The following is a 22,487-nucleotide window of genomic DNA, read 5'->3' on the forward strand; positions in this document are numbered from 1 at the left end:
TATGCCTCAGCAGAAAAAAAGAAAAGGCCGGAGATAGCGGGAATACATCCCGCCACCAGCCGACCTGGAGATTACTTTTTGTTGGGGCGAATCACAGGTGCTGCTTTGTCCAGTACGCCGTTGACGAACTTGTGGCTGTCTTCGGCACCGAAGGTCTTCGCCAGTTCAATCGCTTCGTTGATGGCCACTTTATATGGCACATCGCTACGTTTAGACAGTTCAAACAGCGCAATACGCAGCACAGCTTTTTCTACCTGACCCAGCTCTTCCAGCAGACGAGATAGGTACGGTTTCATCAATCCGTCCAGGTACGCGCTGTTAGTCGCCACCCCGGACAGCAGTTCACGGAAATACAGAACGTCGACATCTTTTACGTCCTGTTCCGCCAGGAACTGGTATTCAACATCAGCGATGTCGTTCTGGGACAACTGCCAGGAGTAGAGCGCCTGAACGGCACACTCACGAGCGCGGCGACGAGCAGCAGGTTTCACGGATTTCCCCTTACAAAAATCAGGCCTTGATGGCTTTCAATACATTAATCATTTCAAGCGCGGTCAGTGCGGCTTCCGCACCTTTGTTGCCAGCTTTAGTGCCAGCACGTTCAATGGCTTGTTCAATACTTTCAGTGGTCAGAACACCAAAGGCTACCGGGATTTCGCTGTCCTGGGCGACGTGCGCCAGGCCGTTGCTTGCACCGCCAGCCACATATTCAAAGTGCGCGGTACCGCCACGAATCACTGTACCCAGCGCAATCACCGCGTCATATTTACCGGTTTTTGCCAATGCGCCAGCCGCCAGCGGCAGTTCATACGCGCCAGGAACCCAAACCACGGTAATATTTTCATCTTTTACCTGACCAATACGCTTCAGGGCGTCAATCGCGCCTTCTAGCAGGCTGTCATTGATAAAATTGTTGAAACGCGCAATGGTGATGGCGACGCGAGCGTCCGGGGTAGCAACGTTAGCTTCAATAATGTTCATATTCTTCCTTCGGGTTCGATATGGCCCCGCAGGGGGGCGGATTTTATCATAATACTCGACGCGCCGCTTCTCTATTTCGAAGCCTTTACGCGGGAATCAAATGCAGGCAAACATCCGGGCCTACATGGCGTATCTCGTTGAATTTAAAATGGGGTGCCTCGCTCAGTTTCTCAAGCCCCGGCAGCACACATAATCCTCGCGCATCACTTCCTAACAGTTTAGGCGCAACATAGACGATAAGCTCGTCCACCACGCCCGCCTGCAACAGCGCGCCCGCAAGCACCGGCCCGGCCTCCACCCAGATGCTGTTAATCTGCTGTTTACCCAACAGCATCATCAGCACCACCAGATCCAGATGACCGTTATGCTCCGGCACCCGCAGGCTGCGAACCGTCTCAGGCCAGATGCGGGAATCGTCCTGTGTACGGGCAAACCAGGTATCTCCCGGCTGCTGCACAATACGGTGCTCCGGCGTCACGCGGTTTTGGCTGTCGAGGACAATGCGAATCGGCTGACGCAGGTTTTCCTGCGGATAGAGAGTCTGGGTTGAGGCATCCAGTTCAGGCCAGCGAACCGTTAACGCCGGGTCGTCGGCCAGCACCGTCGCGCTGCTGGTCAGAATCGCATGGCTTTGCGCCCGTAAACGCTGCACATCGCGCCGCGCCTGCGGGGAGGTAATCCACTGGCTTTCACCGCTGGCCATCGCCGTGCGGCCATCCAGCGATGCGCCGAGCTTGAGCTGCACATACGGGAAGCCAGTGCGCATCCGCTTGAGGAAACCTTTGTTCAGCTGTTCCGTTTCGCTCATCATCAGCCCGTGGCTGACGTCGATCCCCGCCTGCTGCAAACGGTACAGCCCACGTCCCGCGACCTGCGGATTGGGGTCCTGCATCGCCGCAACGACCCGTGCCACGCCAGCGGCAATCAACGCATCGCAGCACGGCGGCGTACGGCCATGATGGCTACACGGTTCAAGCGTGACATACGCGGTCGCGCCTTTGGCTTTGTCTCCCGCCATACGCAGCGCATGGACTTCAGCATGCGGTTCACCCGCGCGATGATGGTAGCCTTCGCCAACGATTTCGCCATCTTTGACGATCACACAGCCTACATTCGGGTTCGGGTGCGTGGTGAAACGCCCGCGCTGCGCCAGCTTCAGCGCACGCGCCATGTAAAACTCATCCAGCATGGCTTAATCCTGTAGGCGAGCAATCTCTTCGCCGAATTCTTTGATGTCTTCGAAACTCCGATAGACGGAGGCAAAGCGGATGTAAGCCACTTTATCGAGCTTTTTCAGTTGCTCCATCACCAGGTTGCCAATCATTTTGCTGGGAACTTCGCGTTCCCCGGTGGCTCGCAGCTGTGATTTGATGTGATTCAACGCCATTTCGACGTCATCAGAGCTGACAGGGCGTTTTTCCAGCGCTCTTAGCATACCGCTGCGCAACTTCTCTTCGTTGAAAGGTTCACGCACATCGTTACTTTTCACTACGCGCGGCATAACAAGCTCTGCCACTTCAAAGGTAGTGAAACGTTCATTACAGACCAGACACTGCCGACGGCGGCGTACGGAAGAGCCCTCACCCACGAGACGAGAGTCAATAACCTTAGTGTCTACGGCGAAACAGAATGGGCAATGCATACGGCGTCCTGACCAGGTGGTTAACAGAAATCTATTTTACCCTGAACTGGCGCGACAACAAAGGCGGAGCACTTTTGAGACAAAGGATCGATACCTTACGCCCCTTTGCGATCTACCATTAGGGTACCGCGACCATGAAGGAAATAATCTACATGACAAGACGTTACCTAAGAATTCTCCTGGTGGGAAGCCTCTTTAGCCTGAGCGCCTGCGCGCAGCAGAGCGAAGTTCGCCAGATGAACCAAAGCGTCAGCACGCTGAATACGGAAATGGCGCAGTTAAACCAGGAAACCGTGAAGATTACTCAGCAAAATATGTTGAATGCGAAATCCACCAGCGGGGTCTATCTGCTGCCGGGTTCAAAAACGCCTGCCCGCCTGAACAGTCAGATCGGTACGTTGCGTATGTCCCTGGTGAATATCGCACCCAATGCCGACGGCACACGCGTGACGCTGCGCATTCAGGGAGAATCCAACGATCCGTTACCGGCGTTTAGCGGTACTGTCGAATACGGGCAGATTCAGGGCACCACGGATAACTATCAGGAAGTGAATGTCCAGAATCAACTGATTAACGCCCCGGCCAGCATCCTGGCGCCGAGCGATGTGGACATCCCGTTACAATTAAACGGATTGACGCCCGACCAGTTAGGTTTTGTCCGCGTTCACGATATCCAGCCTGTTAATCAATAAACCTTCGGCGGAGCGTTTTGTGCGTTCCGCAACATCCCTCCCCGGCTTTTTGTTACTCCCCTGACATCACCGCAATTTTTGCTAAAAGTTGGCAACATTCATGAAAGTCAGTACAATCGCCGCGCTTAAAGTACGCAAACGTGAACGCAATCGATTACGTAGATGATAGATCTGTGAAACAAGACATATTTTTGTGAGCAATGATTTCTATAATAGGCTCCGCAGAAACACGAAATATTTAGAAACGCAAATTGCGCCTTTTTCATTCCCTTCAAGGGATTTCAAACAGTGGCATACAATATGAAAAAAACATTACTTGCAGCCGGTGCAGTGCTGGCGCTCTCATCGTCCTTTACTGTTAACGCAGCAGAAAATGACAAACCGCAATACCTTTCAGACTGGTGGCACCAGAGCGTTAACGTCGTAGGCAGCTACCATACCCGTTTCGGACCGCAGCTCCGTAACGATACCTATCTGGAATATGAAGCATTCGCGAAAAAAGACTGGTTCGATTTCTACGGCTATATGGATGCGCCGGTATTCTTCGGCGGTAACACCAACGCGAAGGGTATCTGGAACCACGGTTCCCCGCTGTTCATGGAAATTGAACCGCGTTTCTCTATCGACAAACTGACCGGAGCCGACCTGAGCTTTGGCCCGTTCAAAGAGTGGTATTTCGCTAACAACTACATCTATGACATGGGTCGTAACAAGTCTGGCCGTCAGAGCACCTGGTACATGGGTCTGGGTACTGACATCGAAACCGGTCTGCCGATGAGCCTGTCTCTGAACGTCTATGCGAAGTACCAGTGGCAGAACTACCTGGCTGATAACGAAAACGAGTGGGACGGCTACCGTTTCAAAGTGAAATACTTCGTGCCACTCACCGAGCTGTGGGGCGGCAACCTGAGCTACATCGGTTTCACTAACTTTGACTGGGGCTCCGATCTGGGCGACTCTCAGTACCGTACCAGCAACTCTATCGCATCCAGCCACATCCTGGCGCTGAACTACGATCACTGGCACTACTCTGTGGTGGCTCGTTACTTCCATAACGGCGGACAGTGGGAAAACGGCGCTCAGCCGGTATGGCAATCCGAAACGGTTAAAGCTACCGGTTGGGGTGGCTACCTGGTTGTCGGTTACAACTTCTAAGCGGTTTATTTGCCGCCCGGCCAGCACAGCGCCGGGCACAGAAAGAGCACCGAACGCGCAACGCGCCGGTGCTTTTTTATTTCTTCTGATCCATCATCGCTTTCAGATTAGCGAAAGGGTTATGCATCGCAGCGCCGACATATTTCTGCGCATCCTCCCCGGCAATAACGGTTGAGCCATACTGATCGGCTTCGGTATATTTCGAATGCTCATGATCGTGACAGTACAGACACAGCAACTCCCAGTTACTGCCGTCTTCCGGGTTATTGGTGTGGTCGTGATCGATATGATGGACGGTTAATTCGCGCAGGTTAGAGTAAACAAATTCGCGAGAGCATCGCCCGCATACCCACGGAAATAATTTGAGCGCCTTTTCACGATAGCCGTTTTCCAGCCGCGTATAGTTTTTAGGGATAATCGCCATAGTGACTCTGTATCTGCGTTGAATGTAGGGTTATGAGCAAGTTTAACACTCTGCGTACCCCATTGCCCGTGAAGGATGCAGAAGCCCGCTTAACCACAGGCTTTTTTAGCGATAAAAAAATCCCGGCCATGCGACCGGGATTCCAGTAATAACGTGACTGCGTGATTAAGGCAGAATAGACGGCTGATCCGCCCCTTCTTTCTCAACTTTCTGCTGCAACATATGCTCGCGCTTCATGCCCAGCTTCAGCGCCAGCGCCGAGGCCACGTAGATCGACGATGCCGTACCGATAGAAACACCGATCAGCATGGTCAGAGAGAAGCCTTCCAGTACCGGCCCGCCGAAGAGGTACAGCATCAGAATCACCACTAACGTCGTCCCGGAGGTGATCAACGTACGGTGCAGCGTCTGGGTCAACGACACGTTAAAGATTTCGTAAGGCGTCCCGCGACGAATTTTGCGGAAGTTTTCACGAATACGGTCAGATACCACGATACTGTCGTTCAGCGAGTAACCGATAACCGACATCAACGATGCAACGATCGTCAGGTCGATCTCAATATGGAACAACGACAGAATCCCTAAGGTGATAATCACGTCGTGCGCCAGCGCGATAACCACCCCCGCCGCCAGTCGCCACTCAAAGCGGAAACCGACATAAATGAGGATAGAGATCAGCGCAACAATCAGCGCCATCGCACCGGTTTGCGCCAGATCGGCGCCCACGCTCGGCCCGACAAACTCAATACGCTTCACGGCGGCGTTCTGGCTGGTGGCTTCGTTAATGACACTCAGCACCTTGCTACCCAGCACCTGACCGCCGTCTTCACCTTCCGTCGGCGGCATACGCACCATAATGTCGTGGCTGCTACCGAAGTTCTGCAACAGCGGCTCAGCAAAGCCCGCTTTTTCCAGCGCATCGCGCATCACGTCCATTTCGGCCGGTTTTTCCAGCGTGATTTCGATAACCGTACCACCGGTAAAATCGAGACCCCAGTTAAAACCGCGCACGCCCATCACCACGATGGCCGCAATCAGCAGGAAGCCAGAGATGCCGAAAGCCCAGTAGTCCCAGCGCATAAAGTCATAGACTTTACGGCCGTGGTTCAATTGTTCAACAGTATATTCCTGTGCCACATCGCACTCCTCAGATTGACAGCTTGTTGATGCGTTTGCCGCCATACAACAGGTTTACGATGGCACGCGTACCGACAATCGCGGTAAACATCGACGTCGCCACACCGATACCGGTAGTAATCGCGAACCCTTTAATTGCCCCGGTGCCGACTGCGTACAGGATGATGACTTTAATCAGCGTGGTGATGTTCGCATCGAAGATGGAACTGAACGCGCCTTTATAACCTTCATCAATCGCCTGCTGAACCGTACGCCCGTTGCTCAACTCTTCTTTAATACGTTCGTTGATCAGTACGTTGGCGTCGACCGCCACCGCAAGGGTTAGCACGATACCGGCAATCCCCGGCATACTCAGCGTGGCCCCCGGCAGCAGCGACATGATACCGACAATCAATACCAGGTTGGCCACCAGCGCGCTTGTCGCAATCAGACCGAACTTCTTGTAGAAGAAGATCATGAACAGGATGGAGACCACCAGACCGGCCAGACACGCTTCCAGGCCCTGTTTGATGTTCTGCATACCCAGCGTCGGGCCGATAGTCCGTTCTTCAACAATCTGAATCGGCGCAATCAGCGCACCGGCGCGCAGCAGCAGAGAGAGCTGGCGGGCTTCGTTCGGGTTGTTGATACCGGTAATACGGAAGCTGTTGCCCAGGCGAGACTGGATGTTGGCGATGTTAATCACCTCTTCCTGCTTCACCAGTACCGCACGGCCGTTGGCATCTTTCTTACCGCTGTCTTTGTACTCCACAAACAAGGTCGCCATCGGCTTGCCGATATTGTCTTTGGTGAAGTTAGACATGATGTTGCCACCTGCGCTATCCAGCGAGATGTTAACCTGCGGTTGGTTGTATTCGTCCTGGCTGGAAGTGGAGTCGGTGATATGGTCACCGGTCAGGATCACGCGTTTGTACAGCACAACCGGCTGGCCTTCGCGCGTCTGTTTCACTTCCGAGTCACCCGGTACGCGCCCGGATGCCGCCGCAGACTGGTCAACATTGGTGTTTACCAGACGGAATTCGAGGGTCGCGGTAGCGCCCAGAATCTCTTTCGCACGCGCGGTATCCTGAATACCCGGCAGCTCAACGACGATGCGATCCGCACCCTGACGCTGGACAACCGGCTCAGCCACGCCCAATTGGTTTACACGGTTACGCAGAATGTTGATGTTCTGCTGAACGGCATATTCACGCGCTTCGCTCAGACGCGCATCAGACATGACCGCACGCAGCACCGTATTGCCCTGGCTGGTAATCACCAGATCGCGGTGACGCCCGCTCAGATAAGAGATCGCTTCATCACGCGCTTTGTTATCGCGGAACGTGATGCTCAGACCGTAGTTATCTTCTTTGCGAACAGTGGTATAAGGAATGCCTTTTTCACGCAGGTCGCTGCGCAGGCTATCGATATTTTGCTCCTGAAGCTTACCTAACGCGGTGTCCATATCCACTTCCATCAGGAAGTGAACGCCGCCACGCAGGTCAAGGCCAAGTTTCATCGGCTCGGCTTTAATGGCCGCCAGCCAACGAGGCGTTGCCGGAGCAAGGTTAAGCGCCACGACGTATTTATCACCCAGCACGCCAACCAGCGCTTCACGGGCGCGCAGCTGGATGTCGGTGGTGTCGAAGCGCGCAAGAATAGCGCCCTCTTCCAGAGCCACAGACTTAGCGGTAATTTTTTCTTCTTGTAACGTTTTCTGGACCTGGATCAGCGTTTGCTCACTGGCGGCGACGCCGCGCGCGCCAGTGATTTGAACAGCCGGATCCTCACCATACAGGTTGGGAAGTGCGTAAAGCAGGCCGACGACAATCACGACGACCAGCATGATGTACTTCCACAAAGGATAACGGTTTAACACGGCAGTTCCCTTTGGGAAAACAATAGATTACAGCGCCTTCATAGTGCCTTTCGGCAGAACGGCAGCTACGAAGTCACGTTTGATAACCACTTCAGTGGTGTCATTCAGCGCGATAACGATGTAGCCGGATTCCGCTACTTTCGTTACACGACCCACCAGGCCACCGTTAGTCAGCACTTCATCGCCTTTTGCGATGGAGCTCATCAGGTTTTTGTGTTCTTTGGTGCGCTTCTGCTGTGGACGCAGGATCATGAAGTAGAAAATCAGACCAAACACCACCAGCATCAAAATCAGAGACATCGGGCTGCCCTGCGCCGGAGCACCTGTTGCCGCTACCGCATCAGAAATAAAAAAGCTCATTAAATTTCCCTCATTATTAAAATTAATCAACGTTCAAAGGTGGAACAGGTCGACCCTGACGTTGGTAAAAATCGGTCACGAAGCTCTCTAATTTACCCTCTTCAATAGCCTTGCGTAAACCCGCCATCAAACGCTGGTAGTAACGCAGGTTATGAATCGTGTTGAGTCGCGCGCCCAATATTTCGTTGCAACGGTCGAGATGATGCAAGTAGGCACGCGAATAATTGCGACAGGTGTAGCAATCACACTCGGCATCGAGCGGGCTGGTGTCGCTTTTATGCTTCGCATTACGAATTTTCACCACGCCGTCAGTCACGAACAGGTGACCATTACGGGCATTGCGTGTTGGCATAACGCAGTCAAACATATCGATACCGCGACGCACGCCTTCTACCAGATCTTCCGGTTTGCCGACGCCCATCAGGTAACGAGGTTTGTCCGCCGGGATTTGCGGGCAGACATGCTCCAGAATGCGGTGCATGTCTTCCTTCGGCTCACCCACAGCCAGACCGCCGACAGCGTAGCCATCAAAGCCAATCTCTACCAGACCTTTGACGGAGATATCGCGTAAATCTTCGTAAACGCTGCCCTGAATGATGCCAAAAAGCGCATTTTTGTTGCCCAAACCATCAAAACGGTCGCGGCTGCGCTTCGCCCAGCGTAAAGACATCTCCATAGAGCGTTTAGCATAGTCCCAGTCCGCCGGATACGGCGTACATTCGTCGAAAATCATGACGATATCGGAACCGAGATCGTACTGAATCTCCATGGATTTTTCAGGATCGAGGAAAATCGGATCGCCGTTGATCGGGTTGCGGAAATGCACGCCCTGCTCGGTGATCTTGCGAATATCGCCGAGGCTGAACACCTGGAAACCGCCGGAGTCCGTCAGGATCGGGCCTTTCCACTGCATGAAATCATGCAGATCGCCATGCAGTTTCATGATTTCCTGACCCGGGCGCAGCCACAGGTGGAAGGTGTTGCCGAGAATAATTTGTGCGCCGGTGGCTTCAACTTCTTCCGGCGTCATGCCTTTAACGGTGCCATACGTACCGACAGGCATAAAAGCAGGCGTTTCCACTACGCCACGATCAAACACCAGGCGGCCACGGCGAGCGCGTCCGTCGGTAGTATCCAGTTCGAATTTCATTTTCTCTCCATACGCCAGAAAAACAGTCTGACGTTTAAACCTGTGCCGCGAACCTACTTCCCGACACGCTCATTCAAAGCCTGCGGATTGTACGTGATAAACATCGCGTCCCCGTAGCTAAAAAAGCGATAATTTTGTTCTACCGCAGCCTTGTACGCATTCATCGTGTGCTGATAACCCGCAAAAGCGGACACCAGCATAATCAGCGTCGATTCCGGCAGATGGAAATTGGTCACCAGCGCATCAATCACTTTGTATTGATAACCTGGGTAGATGAAGATTTGCGTATCGCCGAAGAACGGTTCGATCAGGTCGTTTTTCGCCGCCTGCGCCGCACTCTCCAGCGAGCGTACCGAGGTGGTGCCTACCGCGATGATCCGATTGCCCCGCGCTTTTGCCGCCAGCACCGCATCAACCACCTCCTGCGGGACTTCGGCGTACTCCGAGTGCATGATGTGATCTTCAATGGTCTCCACACGCACCGGCTGGAACGTCCCCGCGCCGACGTGCAGCGTCACAAACGCCATCTCAATGCCTTTTTCGCGCAGCGCGGCCAGCAGCGGATCGTCAAAGTGCAAACCTGCGGTTGGCGCGGCAACGGCCCCCGGTTTTTCACTGTAGACCGTCTGATACAACTCACGGTCGGCATCTTCATCCGGGCGGTCGATGTATGGCGGCAGCGGCATATGGCCGATCGCGTTGAGGATCTCCAGAACCGGGCGCGCGTCGTTGAACTCAACTTCAAACAGCGCGCCATGACGTGCGGTCATGGTGGCGTTAATGCTTTCGTCATCGCCCAACAGCAGTTCCGCGCCCGGTTTCGGCGCTTTGGAAGCGCGAATATGCGCCAGAATGCGTTTGTCATCCAGCATCCGCTCAACCAGCACTTCAATCTTGCCGCCGCTGGCTTTACGGCCAAACAGACGCGCCGGGATGACGCGGGTATTATTAAAGACCAGCAGATCGCCAGGGTTGAGCTTATCGAGCAGATCGGTGAAAGTACCGTGCGTCAGCGCGCCCGTCGGCCCGTCCAGTGACAGCAAGCGGCAACGACTGCGCTCAGGCTGCGGATAGTGGGCAATCAGGGATTCGGGTAATTCAAAGGAAAAATCGGTAACGCGCATGACACTGACTCAGACTAAAATAAGAGGCGGGTAGTCTAGTGCCGGGGCGCGCTCCCTGCAACCGTTACCCCTCAAGTTAAGAGATATAAGCTATAGACAAAATCATTCAGGATGTATCGAGGCGGCAACTGAATGAGTCTCCAGGCGCTTACTCAAGTAAGTCGCAGGGGTGAGGCCCGGGGATGGGCCGAGTAACTCGCAGCCAACAAAGAGGCAGTTTGAAGGATGAAGTGGATATGAATTTTCTTGCACACCTGCACTTAGCGCATCTCGCCGACAGCTCGCTTTCCGGCAATTTACTAGCCGATTTTGTTCGGGGAAACCCGGAGGCTAATTTTCCCCCTGACGTGGTGGAAGGGATTTATATGCATCGGCGGATTGACGTCATGACCGATAATCTGCCGGAAGTGCGTGAAGCGCGGGAATGGTTTCGCAGCGAAACCCGTCGTGTAGCCCCCATCACTCTGGATGTGATGTGGGACCACTTCCTGTCGCGCCACTGGTCGACAATATCTCCCGATTTCCCGTTGCAGGCATTCGTGGGCTACGCCCATGCGCAGGTCAGCACTATTTTGCCCGACTCGCCGCCGCGTTTTGTGAATCTGAACGATTATCTGTGGTCGGAAAAGTGGCTGGAGCGTTATCGCGATATGGATTTTATCCAGAATGTCCTCAACGGGATGGCGAATCGCCGCCCACGCCTCGATGCCCTGCGCGATTCCTGGTACGATCTGGATGCGCACTACGATGCGTTAGAAGCACGCTTCTGGCGCTTCTACCCGCGCATGATGGCGCAGGCGCGTCAGAAGTCGCTTTAGCTGCCTGATAAGCGTAACGCCATCAGGCAAAAAATTGATAGGTGAAACCTGTCTCATTGATTGTCAGCACCGCGTTGAGTTGCCCTCTTCCCCTCCCTATACTTGCCCGCGTTGCGTTCCAAACCCCTTAACTTTGCAGGAGTATTTATATGGTACTGGTTACTCGTCAGGCCCCGGACTTCACAGCAGCCGCCGTACTGGGTAGCGGTGAGATCGTTGAAAACTTCAACTTCAAACAGCACACCAACGGCAAAGCAACCGTTCTGTTCTTCTGGCCGATGGATTTCACCTTCGTTTGCCCGTCTGAACTGATTGCTTTCGACAAACGTTATGAAGAGTTCCAGGCGCGTGGCGTAGAAGTTGTCGGCGTTTCTTTTGACTCTGAATTCGTCCACAACGCATGGCGTAACACCCCTGTCGATAAAGGCGGCATCGGTGCAGTGAAATACGCAATGGTTGCTGACGTGAAGCGTGAAATCCAGAAAGCCTACGGTATCGAACACCCGGAAGCGGGCGTTGCCCTGCGCGGTTCTTTCCTGATCGACGCCAACGGCGTGGTTCGTCACCAGGTGGTTAACGACCTGCCGCTGGGCCGTAACATCGACGAAATGCTGCGTATGGTTGACGCGTTGCAGTTCCACGAAGAGCACGGCGAAGTGTGCCCGGCACAGTGGGAAAAAGGCAAAGAAGGGATGAACGCCTCTCCAGACGGCGTGGCAAAATACCTGACTGAAAACGTCGCCAGCCTGTAATCGGCTCGAATTGAAAAAAGCTCGCTATGGCGAGCTTTTTTATTGCGCTTATCAGGCCTATGGATTTTTGTAGGCCGGATAAGGCGTTCCGCCGCCATCCGGCGTAGTGCCCGGTGGCTCGCCGTTTACCGGGCCTGCAAACACGTAGCGTTTACGCCGCGCCGTCCTTTTTCACCTCGCGCCAGATTCGCCACGCCATCACCAACAGTACCGCGACGCCTGCAATCAACGCCCCCCACACCAGTAACGTTTTCCAGCGGCTTTGCTGTTCCGCAGCCGACGTTGCCGTCAGCCGCGCCTCACCGCCCAGCGTTACGCGCTGCTGCGTCATCGCCCAGGGCAGGTCGTTAACATCCTGCGTTTTGCGCAGCGACGCCGGGATCAGCATATCCAGCTCAACATCGGCTTTTTCCGCCGCCCGGTTTCCCCAGGCCAGCATATACGGGCCTTTCCCCTGCGTATTGAACACCAGTTGATAACTGTCCCGCGCGCCGCTCAGCGCAGGCAGCGTTTCCGGCAATCGGGCGTTGATGGTGGTCATACGGATAGCTTCAACCTGTTGACCTGAAAGAAGAATATCCTCCGAACGCTTCCCGTCGAGGCGGTACAGGATCGTTTTCGTCAGTGGACGCCACGCCTCTTTTTCCCCGCCGCGCCATGCCAGCTCAACCGGTAAAACGCCCTCGTTTTCCAACGCAATTCTGAGCGACGTCAGCGGCTGCGGCTGATTCCAGCGCCATACGGCTTCTGTTTCCGACACTTTCTTTGCGTGGGCCTCCAGCGCAATACGCTCCGACGCCGGTTCTCCGCTGTCCGCAATGGCGCTTACGCTGTTTAAGGTCAGCGGCGGACTTTGCGAATCGAGAATCACCAGCAGGTAGCGACGGCCTTCCGCAGAGAGCGTCAGGCTGGCGCTGATGGTGTCCATTTTCAGCCGATCGTTATCGCGCGTCAGATCCATCAGCGGCGCGTCTTCTTGCACGGGTTGCCAGTAACGTAAATCACGGCTGGCATAAACGGACGCCTTCCCCTGCCAGTTGCCCGCAGGCGTGTTCCAGTTCAGGCGCAGTTGCGCCAGCGAAAAGGCCGCCGTCATCTCTTCCGGCAGAGTCAGTAAATAGCTCTGCCCAACCGCGTTAACGTCATCGCTTTCCAGATGAATTTCCACGCCGGTCTTTGAACGCAAGACAAAGGATTCGCTTCCACGGCGCTCCCCTTCCCGCGGTGATACTGGCGACATATCCAGAGGAAAAAGCCGCAGCGCCACCGTCTCTGGCGTGACAGACGGCGTTTTCTGCGCCGTCAGCGCAAAGGGCACCGTATCGCCCTGGCGGTTAAAAACCCGCACATCGCGTAAATCCGGCCAGGCGCTTTGTTGGTAAAGCGCCAGCGGCAGCGAAACGCGATACCACGGCGATGAACCCGTCGCTTCCAGCATCATGCCGGTGGCGTAATCCTGCGGCGTTTCCGGGGCTTCGTCACGGCTGAACACCGGCCACGCCACACTCAGCAACGCGCTCCAGACTACCGCTTTCATCCATTTCATTTTTCTTCTCCTGCTTTGGGCGGTAACGGTGAGAAATACCCGACGATAAGTACCAGGATCGCCACGCCGATAAAAGCGATGGCGCGCGCCAGCCCGCCGCCGCGCGCGCTATCCACCAGCATCAGCTTAACAATGACGATCCCCAAAAGCACCGCGCCGCATAACCATTCCCGCCGCGAACGGCGACGGGTCGCGAGCAACATCATAACTAATGCCGTCAGCATCCAGAACAGGGCGAAACAGGTCTGGATCAACCGCGAATGCCACAATGTCTCCATGCTCCACGCCACCTCGCCATACCACGCCAGCGCCCGCATCAGCCCTCCGTTCAACCACCAGAATGCGAGCGCCGCCAGCACCACAGGCGCCCATGCGCGATATTTCGCTAACGGCGACGGCAGAAAACGACGAGAGAAACGCGTAAGGAGGAACAATCCCAGCAAGGCGAAAGCGGCTCCCTCCTCAAGCGGGTTCACCACTGGCAGATAGCGCTGTTGGAAAACCACGCCATCCTGTAAATTCGCCAGCACCAGAAGCAACAGCAGGATCGCTGCCACGGGCGCCAGCGCCAGCGCGCCGTACAACGCAGGCCAGCATTTGAACGGCCACAAATCGCGGCGCAGCGCGGCGTGTACCAGCAGTATGACGATTCCGCCCGCCGCCATCATCAACCCGCTGCGCCAGGCGTCCATTCCCCACGGCAACGACTGCACAAACCAGAACAGCTCCATCCCGAGCGCTAAAAGCACCATCCAGAACAAGGATAAATGCAGCGTCCGGGAGATGCGCGGCGGCAGATGCGCATCATCACGATAAAGCATGAGCACCGCACAAGGCAGCGCCACGCACCACGCCAGATTTTGCCAGCCTGCGGCGAAAATCTGCCGTTCTTCAATCTGGTACAGTAATGCCAGCAGCATCGCAGGCCACAGCAGCCAGGGGCTGTAACCTAACGCCTGCCAGGCGAGCCGCCCGCTCAGATAACGCCAGAGCCAGGCGGACGCGGCGAGTAGCGCCAGCACGCCAGACCATTCGGCAGCATAACGCGCCAGCGCCAGTTGCGAGGCGCCCGTCAGCGCGACGATCCAGAAGGCGATGCCGCCCGCCAGCAGCGCCCAACCGACCTCCTTCTTCTCGCTGCGCCACAGCCACGCGCCGCCCAGCCAGCACAAACTCAGCACGGCGAAGATCATCATCACCGTCAGCGGCGCGGCGTCATCGGCCAGCGCCCACAGCGCGCTGCCCACAGCCAGTAGCATGAGCGCAGTGCCGCTATAGCTCATCCGCCGCTGCTGTTGCTGCATACCCAGCCACAATACGCCAAGCCCCTCCAGCGCCCAGGCCATTGCCGTCCAGCGTGCCGAAAGCGCCAGCGGGATGGCGAGGGTGGTAAACGCGCCGCCCAACGCGAGCGCCGCCAGCACCAGCGGCCTTCCCATCGACGGGTAGCGGCGCAGCGCCAGCCACGCCAGCGCCATATAGAACGCGCCGTAGCCCAGCGCACTGAGCGCCGGACCATAATCCATATGTTGGGTAATGGAATACTGCATGCCAAACCCAACCAGCGGCGGCGCAAACAACAGCACGCCATCAACAATATGTTTGCCTTTTTCCTGCGCCCGCAGCGACAGCGCCACGCTCAGCACGCCGAAAATAATGATATTGGCAATCAGGAAAAGCTGGCAGTTGAGCCAGTATTCAGGCCGGTAGTCACTGACGCCCCACAGGCCGCCGACCCCGAAAGTGAATAATAACCCCAGCAGATTAAGCTCACGCCAGTGCTGCCAGACGCTTATGGCAAGAATGCCTGCCGACAGCAGGAGATAGAACGAGAACAGCGCCACATAGTTCCCGCTGCCCGTCGACAGCAGCAGCGGCGCAAGATAGCCGCCCAGGCTGGCCAGCATCGCCAGGCTAAGCGCTTTTTGCAAAATAGCCAGCCCTACGCTTGCGGCGCAAATCAGCACCAGCAGCGCAAACGCCAGCGTCATCGGCAGCATTTGCCACAGCCGGAATGCGCCAAAGACGGTCAGATAGAGCGCGCCTGTCGCGCCGCCTTGCAGGATCAGCGCATAGACCGGCTGTTTGTGTCGCAAACGCCAGCCTGTCGCGAGTAGCACTACAGCACACAGCGCCGCAGTGACAAGACGCAGTTCAAGCGGAAACAGCGCGTGTTCAACCGTATAACGCAACAGAAAGGATAAACCGAAAAAGAGGAGCAGGATGCCCAGCTTCGCCAGCGGATTCCCCTGCATAAACCAGCGCGCCAGCGAGGTGAAAACGCCGCCGAACGCGGAAGGTTTCGCCGTTTTCGCAGGCGCCGGAAGCGGTTTTGCGAGGGTTTCCTGCGCAGCCCAGGGATTTTCCGGCTCAGGTATGGCCGCTTCGATGGCATCAGGCAGCGATGGCGCGACACGCTCTTTCGCAGATAGCGAAGGTTCCGCCGTCACCTGTACCGCAGGCGCTTCTCCCGCACGCTGCTGTTCAAGTTGCTCAACCCGTCGGCGCAACACCGCCAGCTCAAAGCGAACCGACGCGCTGCGGTTGAGCGCGACAATCGCGAGAATGGGAACCACCACCAGCGCGAAGAATAAAACAATGCAGCCAAGGATTAAAAGCTCATCCATGTTTCCACCTTCACTGTACAAGGACAGACCAGAATGACATAGATTATTACATTTTTGCCATCCCTGAAGGTGAAAATGCCGGATCGCGGCGTAAACCAGAACGCGGCTTCGGGGCGAATAGAGCCGACCATTTTTAATGCATTATTGAGGAAATGAACCATGCTAATGACGTGGTTATTTCATCTTATTTTGCATAACAGACACCCTCAAAAAAATGCCATGCTTTGGTCTAAATTATTCACTGGCATTGTTTTTCGACAGTCTGTACAACGTACTTATTTCATTTTCAGGATATTTTCAGATCATGCGAATCAATCTGGACGTTCTGCTCATTCTTGATGCTATCGACAAACACGGCTCGTTTGCCGCTGCGGCCGGGTCGCTGTTTAAAACCCCCGCGGCGCTTAGCTATATGATTCAGAAACTGGAAAACGATCTCGATATTGAGCTTCTCGATCGCTCTGGCCACCGGGCGAAATTTACCGATACCGGACGAATGATGCTGGAAAAAGGGCGTCTGCTGCTCAACGCCGCAAAAGACCTGGAGAAACAAGCCGTGCAGTTAAGCTCTGGCTGGGAAAAAGAGCTGGCGATAGCGCTGGATGATTCCTTCCCTTTCGAGACGCTGCTGCCCGTTATTGATGCGTTTTATGCGCTGAATAAGCAAACGCGCCTCAATTTTACACACCATACGCTGGCGGGATCGTGGGAAGAGCTGACGCACAACGGCGCGGACATCATTCTCGGCGCAATTAACGAGCCTCCGACCTCCGCCGCCTGGTCATATAAAATGCTCGGCACCCTGGACAACGTATTTGTGGTCGCGCCTTCGCACCCGCTGGCCGCCGCCACGGACGGTCTGACCAATGAGCAACTCTGTCTGCACCGGGCGGTGGTGATCAGCGACAGCGCCCGCTTCTGCCATCCCTTGCAATCCAATTTAATGGATGAGCAGCCGCAAATTCGCGTGGATGACTTCGACAGCAAAGTGACGCTGCTGCGCGCCGGTTTAGGGTGCGGATTCCTCCCCCGCCATATTGTCAGACCGTGGCTTGCCACCGGCGAGCTGGTGGAGAAATCCGTCATCTCTTTTCGGCAGAAAGATGTCGCCTATATGGCATGGCGCAACCACAGCGACGGTCTGGCGCAGCGCTGGTGGCGAGAAGCCCTGCTCGCCAGCCCGGAAGTCGCGCAGCTCTATCAGTGATTCACCCAGACCGTAGCGGAAATGGCGGGCAGGCTGAGAACGCCCTCAGCCAGTTGGCCTTTCCCCTCTTTGCCTCGCCATTCGCTGACGTTAAGCAACGGTGAGGCAGGCAATACGACCTCACAGGCCTCGCCCCGGTTGATCGCCACCAGTACGCGCTGCTGGTGATAGACTCGCACAAAAACCACCACATCTTCTTCAGCATAAATCACCTGGCAACCGCCGTGACGTAGCGCCTGCGTGCGCTGGCGAAGTTTCCCCAGACGCTGGTACAGCGCCAACAGCGTGGCATCCTGTTTTTCAACCTGCCACGGGAACGGCTTACGACAGAACGGATCGTTATTGCCATCCAGCCCCACTTCATCGCCGTAATAGATGCAGGGAACGCCAGGCCAGGTAAACAGCCAGACAACCGCCAGCGGCAAACGCGCCACGTCTTTGCCCAGCAGCGATTTGAAACGGGCGGTATCGTGGCTGTCCAGTTGGTTAAACATCCGTAACTGCTGCTGATGCGACAGGCCAGCGCGGTAGTTATCCATCCAGGCGATGCAGGTTTGCGCGTCAATGTGCTGCGGATCGTAAGAGATATCGGTATTGGCGAGAAATCCCCACAGCGGGAAAGTGAAGCCGCGATAGTTCATAGCGGCGTCTTCCGCATCCGCCTGGAGCCATTGCCGCGCATCGCCAAAATGCTCGCCAACGATATAGGCGTCAGGCTGCGTCTCTTTTGCCGCCTGCGTAATGCCGGCAACGTGTTGCAGGTTATTGCGCGCGCCCCCGGCCTCGCCCAGCATATGCACCACATCAAGCCGCCAGCCGTCCATATGCCACGGCGCTTTCAGCCAGTGACGCACAATGCTGTCTTCACCGCGGTAGATTTCATTGACCAGGCTTTCCGACTGGAAATCCAGCTTGGGCAGACTCGGATACCCCAGCCAGTCCAGCGCCACGCCCTCCGGGGAGAAAGAGTACCAGTCACGCCAGGGTGAATCCGGGTTGTGGCATGCGCCGCCGCTTCCCCGATTGTGCCTGTCAAACCAGGCGTGCGAGTCGCCGCTATGGTTAAAGACGCCGTCCAGCACCAGGCGCATTCCCTGCTGCTGCGTATGCTGCCGCAGGCGCAGCAGCGCCCGATCGCCGCCAAACTGCGGATCAACGTGACGATAATCTTCCGTATCGTATTTATGGACGCTTGGCGCGCTAAAGACCGGGTTCAGGTACAGCGCCGTCACCCCCAGTTTTTTCAGGTACGGCAGTTTCTCGCTGATCCCGTCCAGATCGCCGCCGTAGAACGTCGATCCCCCGGCCTGCGCAGTCACCGGATCGTCCCAGTCATGCAAGACGATATCCTGACCGGCGGCATGATGGTAATAGACATTATCCTGTTCCGCTTCGCGCGGCTGGCTGCGGGCAAAGCGATCCGGGAAGATTTGATAGAAAATCTGATCGGCGACCCATTGCGGGCCATTGTCCGGCACATCGACGGCAAACTGCTCCAGCCGCGCGGGCGGGAAACGGCTAAATCCCTGCGGCGTGAACCACAGCTGGCGATCGTGCCAGAGCAGCTTAAAGCTGTAGCGACGGCGCGGCTGTCCGCTGGCGAGATCGATCGCCGCCCGCCACGCCGTGACGCCCGGTTGCGGTTGACTGCGCAGCCGATGCATCGCCAGCGAGATTTCTTCATTATCGTTCTCAGCGCGTAGCGTCACACGCTGGGGCGGGTTTTCCCCGCTCAGCCATAACGTAATGGTCAGTTGTTCTTTGTTTTGCTTAACAAATGGGGCAACCGGAAGGTGCCAGGCGTTCAACATCACGTATCCCCTTTGATGAAAATGAAGCCACCTTGCCATAGCGACATCAAGGATAACTCATCATCTTAATGTTTATTGGGGGAGGAGTCCGGGGGAGGATATTGTTTGATACTGCCGGGCGGCGACTTCGCCTGACCCGGCCTACGGTTGCCTGTAGGCCGGATAAGCGTTAGCGCCATCCGGCGGGGAATCACCCCACTTCAGCCAGTTGGCGGTCGCGGCGGCGTTTAAACATCCAGCCGACCAGCAGCAGTGCGATCCAGGCGAAACCGACGTACAGCGAAATACGGGTATCTGGATGGTAGCCGATAAGCGCGATAATAAAGACCAGGAAGATCAGGCCCGTAACGGTTGTCGCCACGCCGCCCGGCACTTTAAATTTCAGCGCCTTCACCTCATCCGGCGGCAGACGGCGGCGGAACGCAATCTGCGACAGCAGGATCATAATCCATACCCATACCGTGGCGAAGGTCGCCAGCGAAGCAATCACCAGGAAGACGTTTTCCGGCATGATGTAGTTCAGGTAAACCGCGAACAGCAGCGCAATGGTCATCACCATAACCGTCACCCACGGAATACCGCGACGCGACGTTTTAGCGAACACTTTCGGCGCACTGCCCTGCTCCGCCATACCGTGCAGCATACGTCCCACGCCGAACACGTCGGAGTTAATCGCCGACAGCGAAGCGGTCAGCACCACAAAGTTCAGGATGCTGGCGGCAAACGTAATGCCAAGATGCTGGAAGGTCAGGACGAACGGGCTGCCGTTGGTGCCAACCTGGTTCCACGGGTAGATAGACATGATGACGAACAGCGTGCCCACGTAGAACACCAGAATACGCATCGGCACAGAATTGATGGCGCGCGGAATAGATTTTTCCGGGTCTTTCGCTTCTCCGGCGGTGATGCCGATAATTTCAATCCCGCCGTAAGCAAACATCACCATTTGCAGCGACATCACCATTCCCAGCCAGCCGTTGCTGAAGAACCCGCCGTTGCTCCACAGGTTGTGAACCCCGGTCGGCTGCCCGCCGTTGCCAATCCCCCAGATAATGATGCCGAAGCCGGCGACAATCATGATGATGATAGTGGCGACTTTAAAGAACGAGAACCAGAATTCCAGCTCGCCAAATACCTTCACGCTCATCAGGTTGATGGCGCAGATAAGCAGCACCACGCTCAGCACCCAGATCCAGTGCGGCACCGTAGGGAACCAGACTCCCATATAGATACCGAAGGCGGTCACGTCGGCAATGGCGACAATCAGAATTTCAAAACAGTAAGTCCAGCCGGTAATGTAACCGGCGAGCGGGCCGAGGTTTTCCTGCGCATAGCGCGAGAACGAGCTGGCGGCGGGGTTATGCACGGACATTTCGCCCAGCGCGCGCATAATAATGTACGCCGCGACCCCGCCGATAATGTAGGCCAGCAACACGCTTGGCCCGGCCATTTTGATGGCGTCTGCCGAGCCATAAAATAATCCGGTGCCAATTGCCGATCCCAATGCCATAAAGCGAATGTGCCGGGTGCTCAGCCCACGCTTTAGCTTGTTATTGCTTTCCATCAATTCCGAACCCATCAAAATAATAAAAAAACCACGGGGCCTGTAGCCCCGTGGTTAAAACATACTGTCAGTGATCTTAGTGAGCGCTGGAGGTCACTTGTCGACCTGCGGCGCGATCCCAGATAATTGCCAGAACAACCATCACCACTGTTGGCATCAACCACGCCAGCCCCTGTTCCGCCAGCGGTAAACGCTGGGTCCAGGCCGGTAAGATGTCACCAATCGCAGAGGCTTTAATCCCGTCAAGGATACCAAAAACCAGGCTGATAAACATCGCCGGAGCAATGACGCGGGAAGAATTATGCCACCATGAGCGGGTAAAGCTTAATACAACCAGTGCGATACACGGCGGATAGATGGCTGTCAGCACCGGAATAGAAATCTGAATCAGATGGCTCAGACCCAGATTCGATACCACCATTGAGAAGCCGCCCAGAATAAACACCAGTGTGCGATAAGAGAGTGGGACGTACTGCGCAAAGAACTCCGCACACGCACAGGTCAGGCCAACCGCCGTCACCAGACAGGCGATGAAAATCAGCGCCGCCAGCAGCAGGCTACCCGCGCCGCCGAAGGTATGCTGAACGTAAGCGTGCAGAATTGCCGCGCCGTTAGCAGACTGATCGACCAGCGTCGCGCTATCCGATCCCAGACGGAACAGCGCAAGATACAGCAGCGTCAAACCCACACCCGCCATCAGGCCCGCCCAGACGGTATAACGGGTCAGCAGACGCGCTTCTTTAACGCCGCGCGAGCGCGCCGCATTGACGATAACGATACCAAACACCATTGCGCCCAGCGTATCCATCGTCAGATAGCCATTCACAAAGCCATTAGAGAACGCCGCGTTCTGGTAGGCGTCCATCGCGTCGCTAATCGGGCCGGCAGGCCAGATGATTGCCGCAACGGAGAGAATAATCAGCGCGATGATTTTCAGCGGCGCCAGGAAATTACCCACCGTGTCCAGCAGTTTGCCCGGATAGAGCGATACCAGAATCACAATGGCGAAATACACCAGGCTGTAGATAAACAGCGGCAGTGCGGAATCGCCGGTCAGCGGCGCAATCCCGACTTCAAAGGAGACGGTCGCCGTACGAGGCGTTGCGAATAACGGCCCCACCGCCAGATAACAGACGGTCGCCAACAGAACGCCAGCCACTTTACCAATCGGGGTGCTCAGGCTATCAACGCCGCCGCCGACTTTCGCCAGCGCCACAACGGTAAGTACCGGAAGACCAACGGCAGTAATCAGAAAGCCGAACGCCGCAGTCCAGACGTGTTCGCCTGCCTGCAAACCGACCATCGGCGGAAAGATAATATTGCCTGCGCCAACGAACAGCGCAAATGTCATAAAGCCCAGAGCGATAATATCGCGCGATTTTAACTGATGGGTCATAAAGTTTTACTGCCTGTGGATGTGGTGTTGAAAACGTTAAATTTTCTGCCCTTCCCTGCGGGACGATACAGCGGCATTTTTAAGCAATTCCAGCGGGATATGCTCCTGGGCTGGCGCGGCGAAGAATAGTTTTTCGATTTACCGCGTAAATGCAGTCGGTATGACAGCATCTGGAGCGCAATTTAAACGCTTATAACGTTTTAAAGCAAGGTGAGATCCAAAAACCAGAAGAATATAGCGATA

General features: G+C 55.7%; 20 protein-coding genes. 5 read left to right on the top strand and 15 right to left on the bottom strand.

Features of this window, described 5'->3' with window-relative positions; all coding sequences use genetic code 11:
• Window positions 1-71: 71 nt before the first annotated feature.
• The 4 genes from nusB to nrdR all read right to left on the bottom strand — a co-directional run bounded on the left by nusB (window position 72) and on the right by nrdR (window position 2,623).
• The gene (nusB, locus tag CKO_RS11695; protein WP_000801129.1) at window positions 72-491 is read right to left on the bottom strand and encodes a transcription antitermination factor NusB; all 420 of its coding nucleotides are present in this window, start codon (window positions 489-491) and stop codon (window positions 72-74) included.
• 19 nt (window positions 492-510) lie between these two features.
• Window positions 511-981: a 6,7-dimethyl-8-ribityllumazine synthase gene (ribH, locus tag CKO_RS11700; RefSeq protein ID WP_001021161.1), complete on the bottom strand. Its 471-nt coding sequence runs from the start codon at window positions 979-981 to the stop codon at window positions 511-513.
• 85 nt (window positions 982-1,066) lie between these two features.
• On the bottom strand, window positions 1,067-2,170 hold the full coding sequence (ribD, locus tag CKO_RS11705; protein WP_012133566.1) for a bifunctional diaminohydroxyphosphoribosylaminopyrimidine deaminase/5-amino-6-(5-phosphoribosylamino)uracil reductase RibD: 1,104 nt from the start codon (window positions 2,168-2,170) through the stop codon (window positions 1,067-1,069).
• Between the two features lie 3 nt (window positions 2,171-2,173).
• The gene (gene nrdR, locus CKO_RS11710; protein WP_012904816.1) at window positions 2,174-2,623 is read right to left on the bottom strand and encodes a transcriptional regulator NrdR; all 450 of its coding nucleotides are present in this window, start codon (window positions 2,621-2,623) and stop codon (window positions 2,174-2,176) included.
• 152 nt (window positions 2,624-2,775) lie between these two features.
• Between nrdR and CKO_RS11715 the strand changes: the two genes are divergently transcribed.
• Both CKO_RS11715 and CKO_RS11720 read left to right on the top strand, forming a co-directional pair.
• Entirely contained in the window at window positions 2,776-3,315 is a 540-nt protein-coding gene (locus CKO_RS11715) for a SadB/YajI family lipoprotein (RefSeq protein ID WP_024130597.1), read from the top strand.
• A gap of 300 nt (window positions 3,316-3,615) precedes the next feature.
• Window positions 3,616-4,470, top strand: coding sequence for a nucleoside-specific channel-forming protein Tsx (locus CKO_RS11720; RefSeq protein ID WP_012133569.1), 855 nt, complete (start codon window positions 3,616-3,618; stop codon window positions 4,468-4,470).
• A 76-nt stretch (window positions 4,471-4,546) separates the two neighbouring features.
• Here CKO_RS11720 and yajD read toward each other — a convergent pair whose 3' ends face one another.
• From yajD to queA, 6 genes are all read right to left on the bottom strand, one after another.
• Window positions 4,547-4,894: an HNH nuclease YajD gene (gene yajD / locus CKO_RS11725; protein ID WP_012133570.1), complete on the bottom strand. Its 348-nt coding sequence runs from the start codon at window positions 4,892-4,894 to the stop codon at window positions 4,547-4,549.
• Window positions 4,895-5,059: 165 nt separating this feature from the next.
• Window positions 5,060-6,031, bottom strand: coding sequence for a protein translocase subunit SecF (gene secF, locus CKO_RS11730; protein ID WP_024130598.1), 972 nt, complete (start codon window positions 6,029-6,031; stop codon window positions 5,060-5,062).
• A 10-nt stretch (window positions 6,032-6,041) separates the two neighbouring features.
• On the bottom strand, window positions 6,042-7,889 hold the full coding sequence (secD, locus tag CKO_RS11735) for a protein translocase subunit SecD (RefSeq protein ID WP_048902403.1): 1,848 nt from the start codon (window positions 7,887-7,889) through the stop codon (window positions 6,042-6,044).
• A 27-nt stretch (window positions 7,890-7,916) separates the two neighbouring features.
• A complete protein-coding gene (yajC, locus tag CKO_RS11740) occupies window positions 7,917-8,249 on the bottom strand; it encodes a preprotein translocase subunit YajC (protein ID WP_012133573.1) in 333 nt (110 codons plus the stop codon).
• A gap of 22 nt (window positions 8,250-8,271) precedes the next feature.
• Window positions 8,272-9,399 carry a tRNA guanosine(34) transglycosylase Tgt gene (gene tgt, locus CKO_RS11745; protein ID WP_012133574.1) on the bottom strand — a complete coding sequence of 376 codons (1,128 nt, stop codon included), beginning with the start codon at window positions 9,397-9,399 and terminating at the stop codon, window positions 8,272-8,274.
• A gap of 53 nt (window positions 9,400-9,452) precedes the next feature.
• Complete coding sequence (gene queA, locus CKO_RS11750) at window positions 9,453-10,523, bottom strand: tRNA preQ1(34) S-adenosylmethionine ribosyltransferase-isomerase QueA (RefSeq protein WP_012133575.1); 1,071 nt, start codon at window positions 10,521-10,523, stop codon at window positions 9,453-9,455.
• A 236-nt stretch (window positions 10,524-10,759) separates the two neighbouring features.
• On the opposite strand from queA, the gene acpH reads away from it, so the two are divergent.
• Entirely contained in the window at window positions 10,760-11,341 is a 582-nt protein-coding gene (gene acpH, locus CKO_RS11755) for an ACP phosphodiesterase (protein ID WP_024130599.1), read from the top strand.
• A gap of 149 nt (window positions 11,342-11,490) precedes the next feature.
• Complete coding sequence (locus CKO_RS11760; protein ID WP_012133577.1) at window positions 11,491-12,093, top strand: peroxiredoxin; 603 nt, start codon at window positions 11,491-11,493, stop codon at window positions 12,091-12,093.
• Between the two features lie 151 nt (window positions 12,094-12,244).
• On the opposite strand, the gene CKO_RS11765 is transcribed toward CKO_RS11760, so the two are convergent.
• Both CKO_RS11765 and CKO_RS11770 read right to left on the bottom strand, forming a co-directional pair.
• Window positions 12,245-13,639, bottom strand: coding sequence for a DUF3999 domain-containing protein (locus tag CKO_RS11765; protein WP_012133578.1), 1,395 nt, complete (start codon window positions 13,637-13,639; stop codon window positions 12,245-12,247).
• The gene (locus tag CKO_RS11770; RefSeq protein ID WP_012133579.1) at window positions 13,636-16,266 is read right to left on the bottom strand and encodes a DUF2339 domain-containing protein; all 2,631 of its coding nucleotides are present in this window, start codon (window positions 16,264-16,266) and stop codon (window positions 13,636-13,638) included. Before CKO_RS11770 ends, CKO_RS11765 begins: the two co-directional genes overlap by 4 nt.
• A gap of 304 nt (window positions 16,267-16,570) precedes the next feature.
• Here CKO_RS11770 and CKO_RS11775 point away from each other — a divergent pair, with 304 nt between their 5' ends.
• Entirely contained in the window at window positions 16,571-17,473 is a 903-nt protein-coding gene (locus CKO_RS11775; protein WP_024130600.1) for a LysR family transcriptional regulator, read from the top strand.
• Here CKO_RS11775 and malZ read toward each other — a convergent pair.
• The 3 genes from malZ to brnQ form a co-directional block, all read right to left on the bottom strand.
• Window positions 17,467-19,284: a maltodextrin glucosidase gene (malZ, locus tag CKO_RS11780; RefSeq protein ID WP_048902404.1), complete on the bottom strand. Its 1,818-nt coding sequence runs from the start codon at window positions 19,282-19,284 to the stop codon at window positions 17,467-17,469. The genes CKO_RS11775 and malZ overlap by 7 nt on opposite strands.
• Before the next feature lie 190 nt (window positions 19,285-19,474).
• Entirely contained in the window at window positions 19,475-20,848 is a 1,374-nt protein-coding gene (proY, locus tag CKO_RS11785) for a proline-specific permease ProY (protein WP_024130602.1), read from the bottom strand.
• Window positions 20,849-20,924: 76 nt separating this feature from the next.
• A complete protein-coding gene (gene brnQ / locus CKO_RS11790) occupies window positions 20,925-22,244 on the bottom strand; it encodes a branched-chain amino acid transporter carrier protein BrnQ (protein WP_012133587.1) in 1,320 nt (439 codons plus the stop codon).
• Window positions 22,245-22,487 lie beyond the last annotated feature (243 nt).

Source organism: Citrobacter koseri ATCC BAA-895 (assembly GCF_000018045.1).
In the GTDB taxonomy this organism is placed as follows: Bacteria; Pseudomonadota; Gammaproteobacteria; order Enterobacterales; family Enterobacteriaceae; genus Citrobacter_B; species Citrobacter_B koseri.

What these genes read in the sequence shown, in the direction of transcription:
- yajC (WP_012133573.1), bottom strand. Translation starts at nt 8,249, where the DNA reads ATGAGCTTTTTTATTTCTGATGCGGTAGCGGCAACAGGTGCTCCGGCG.
- malZ (WP_048902404.1), bottom strand. Translation starts at nt 19,284, where the DNA reads ATGTTGAACGCCTGGCACCTTCCGGTTGCCCCATTTGTTAAGCAAAAC.
- ribD (WP_012133566.1), bottom strand. Translation starts at nt 2,170, where the DNA reads ATGCTGGATGAGTTTTACATGGCGCGTGCGCTGAAGCTGGCGCAGCGC.
- yajD (WP_012133570.1), bottom strand. Translation starts at nt 4,894, where the DNA reads ATGGCGATTATCCCTAAAAACTATACGCGGCTGGAAAACGGCTATCGT.
- CKO_RS11775 (WP_024130600.1), top strand. Translation starts at nt 16,571, where the DNA reads ATGCGAATCAATCTGGACGTTCTGCTCATTCTTGATGCTATCGACAAA.
- ribH (WP_001021161.1), bottom strand. Translation starts at nt 981, where the DNA reads ATGAACATTATTGAAGCTAACGTTGCTACCCCGGACGCTCGCGTCGCC.
- CKO_RS11770 (WP_012133579.1), bottom strand. Translation starts at nt 16,266, where the DNA reads ATGGATGAGCTTTTAATCCTTGGCTGCATTGTTTTATTCTTCGCGCTG.
- proY (WP_024130602.1), bottom strand. Translation starts at nt 20,848, where the DNA reads ATGGAAAGCAATAACAAGCTAAAGCGTGGGCTGAGCACCCGGCACATT.
- CKO_RS11715 (WP_024130597.1), top strand. Translation starts at nt 2,776, where the DNA reads ATGACAAGACGTTACCTAAGAATTCTCCTGGTGGGAAGCCTCTTTAGC.
- acpH (WP_024130599.1), top strand. Translation starts at nt 10,760, where the DNA reads ATGAATTTTCTTGCACACCTGCACTTAGCGCATCTCGCCGACAGCTCG.
- nrdR (WP_012904816.1), bottom strand. Translation starts at nt 2,623, where the DNA reads ATGCATTGCCCATTCTGTTTCGCCGTAGACACTAAGGTTATTGACTCT.
- queA (WP_012133575.1), bottom strand. Translation starts at nt 10,523, where the DNA reads ATGCGCGTTACCGATTTTTCCTTTGAATTACCCGAATCCCTGATTGCC.
- CKO_RS11720 (WP_012133569.1), top strand. Translation starts at nt 3,616, where the DNA reads ATGAAAAAAACATTACTTGCAGCCGGTGCAGTGCTGGCGCTCTCATCG.
- tgt (WP_012133574.1), bottom strand. Translation starts at nt 9,399, where the DNA reads ATGAAATTCGAACTGGATACTACCGACGGACGCGCTCGCCGTGGCCGC.
- CKO_RS11760 (WP_012133577.1), top strand. Translation starts at nt 11,491, where the DNA reads ATGGTACTGGTTACTCGTCAGGCCCCGGACTTCACAGCAGCCGCCGTA.
- brnQ (WP_012133587.1), bottom strand. Translation starts at nt 22,244, where the DNA reads ATGACCCATCAGTTAAAATCGCGCGATATTATCGCTCTGGGCTTTATG.
- CKO_RS11765 (WP_012133578.1), bottom strand. Translation starts at nt 13,639, where the DNA reads ATGAAATGGATGAAAGCGGTAGTCTGGAGCGCGTTGCTGAGTGTGGCG.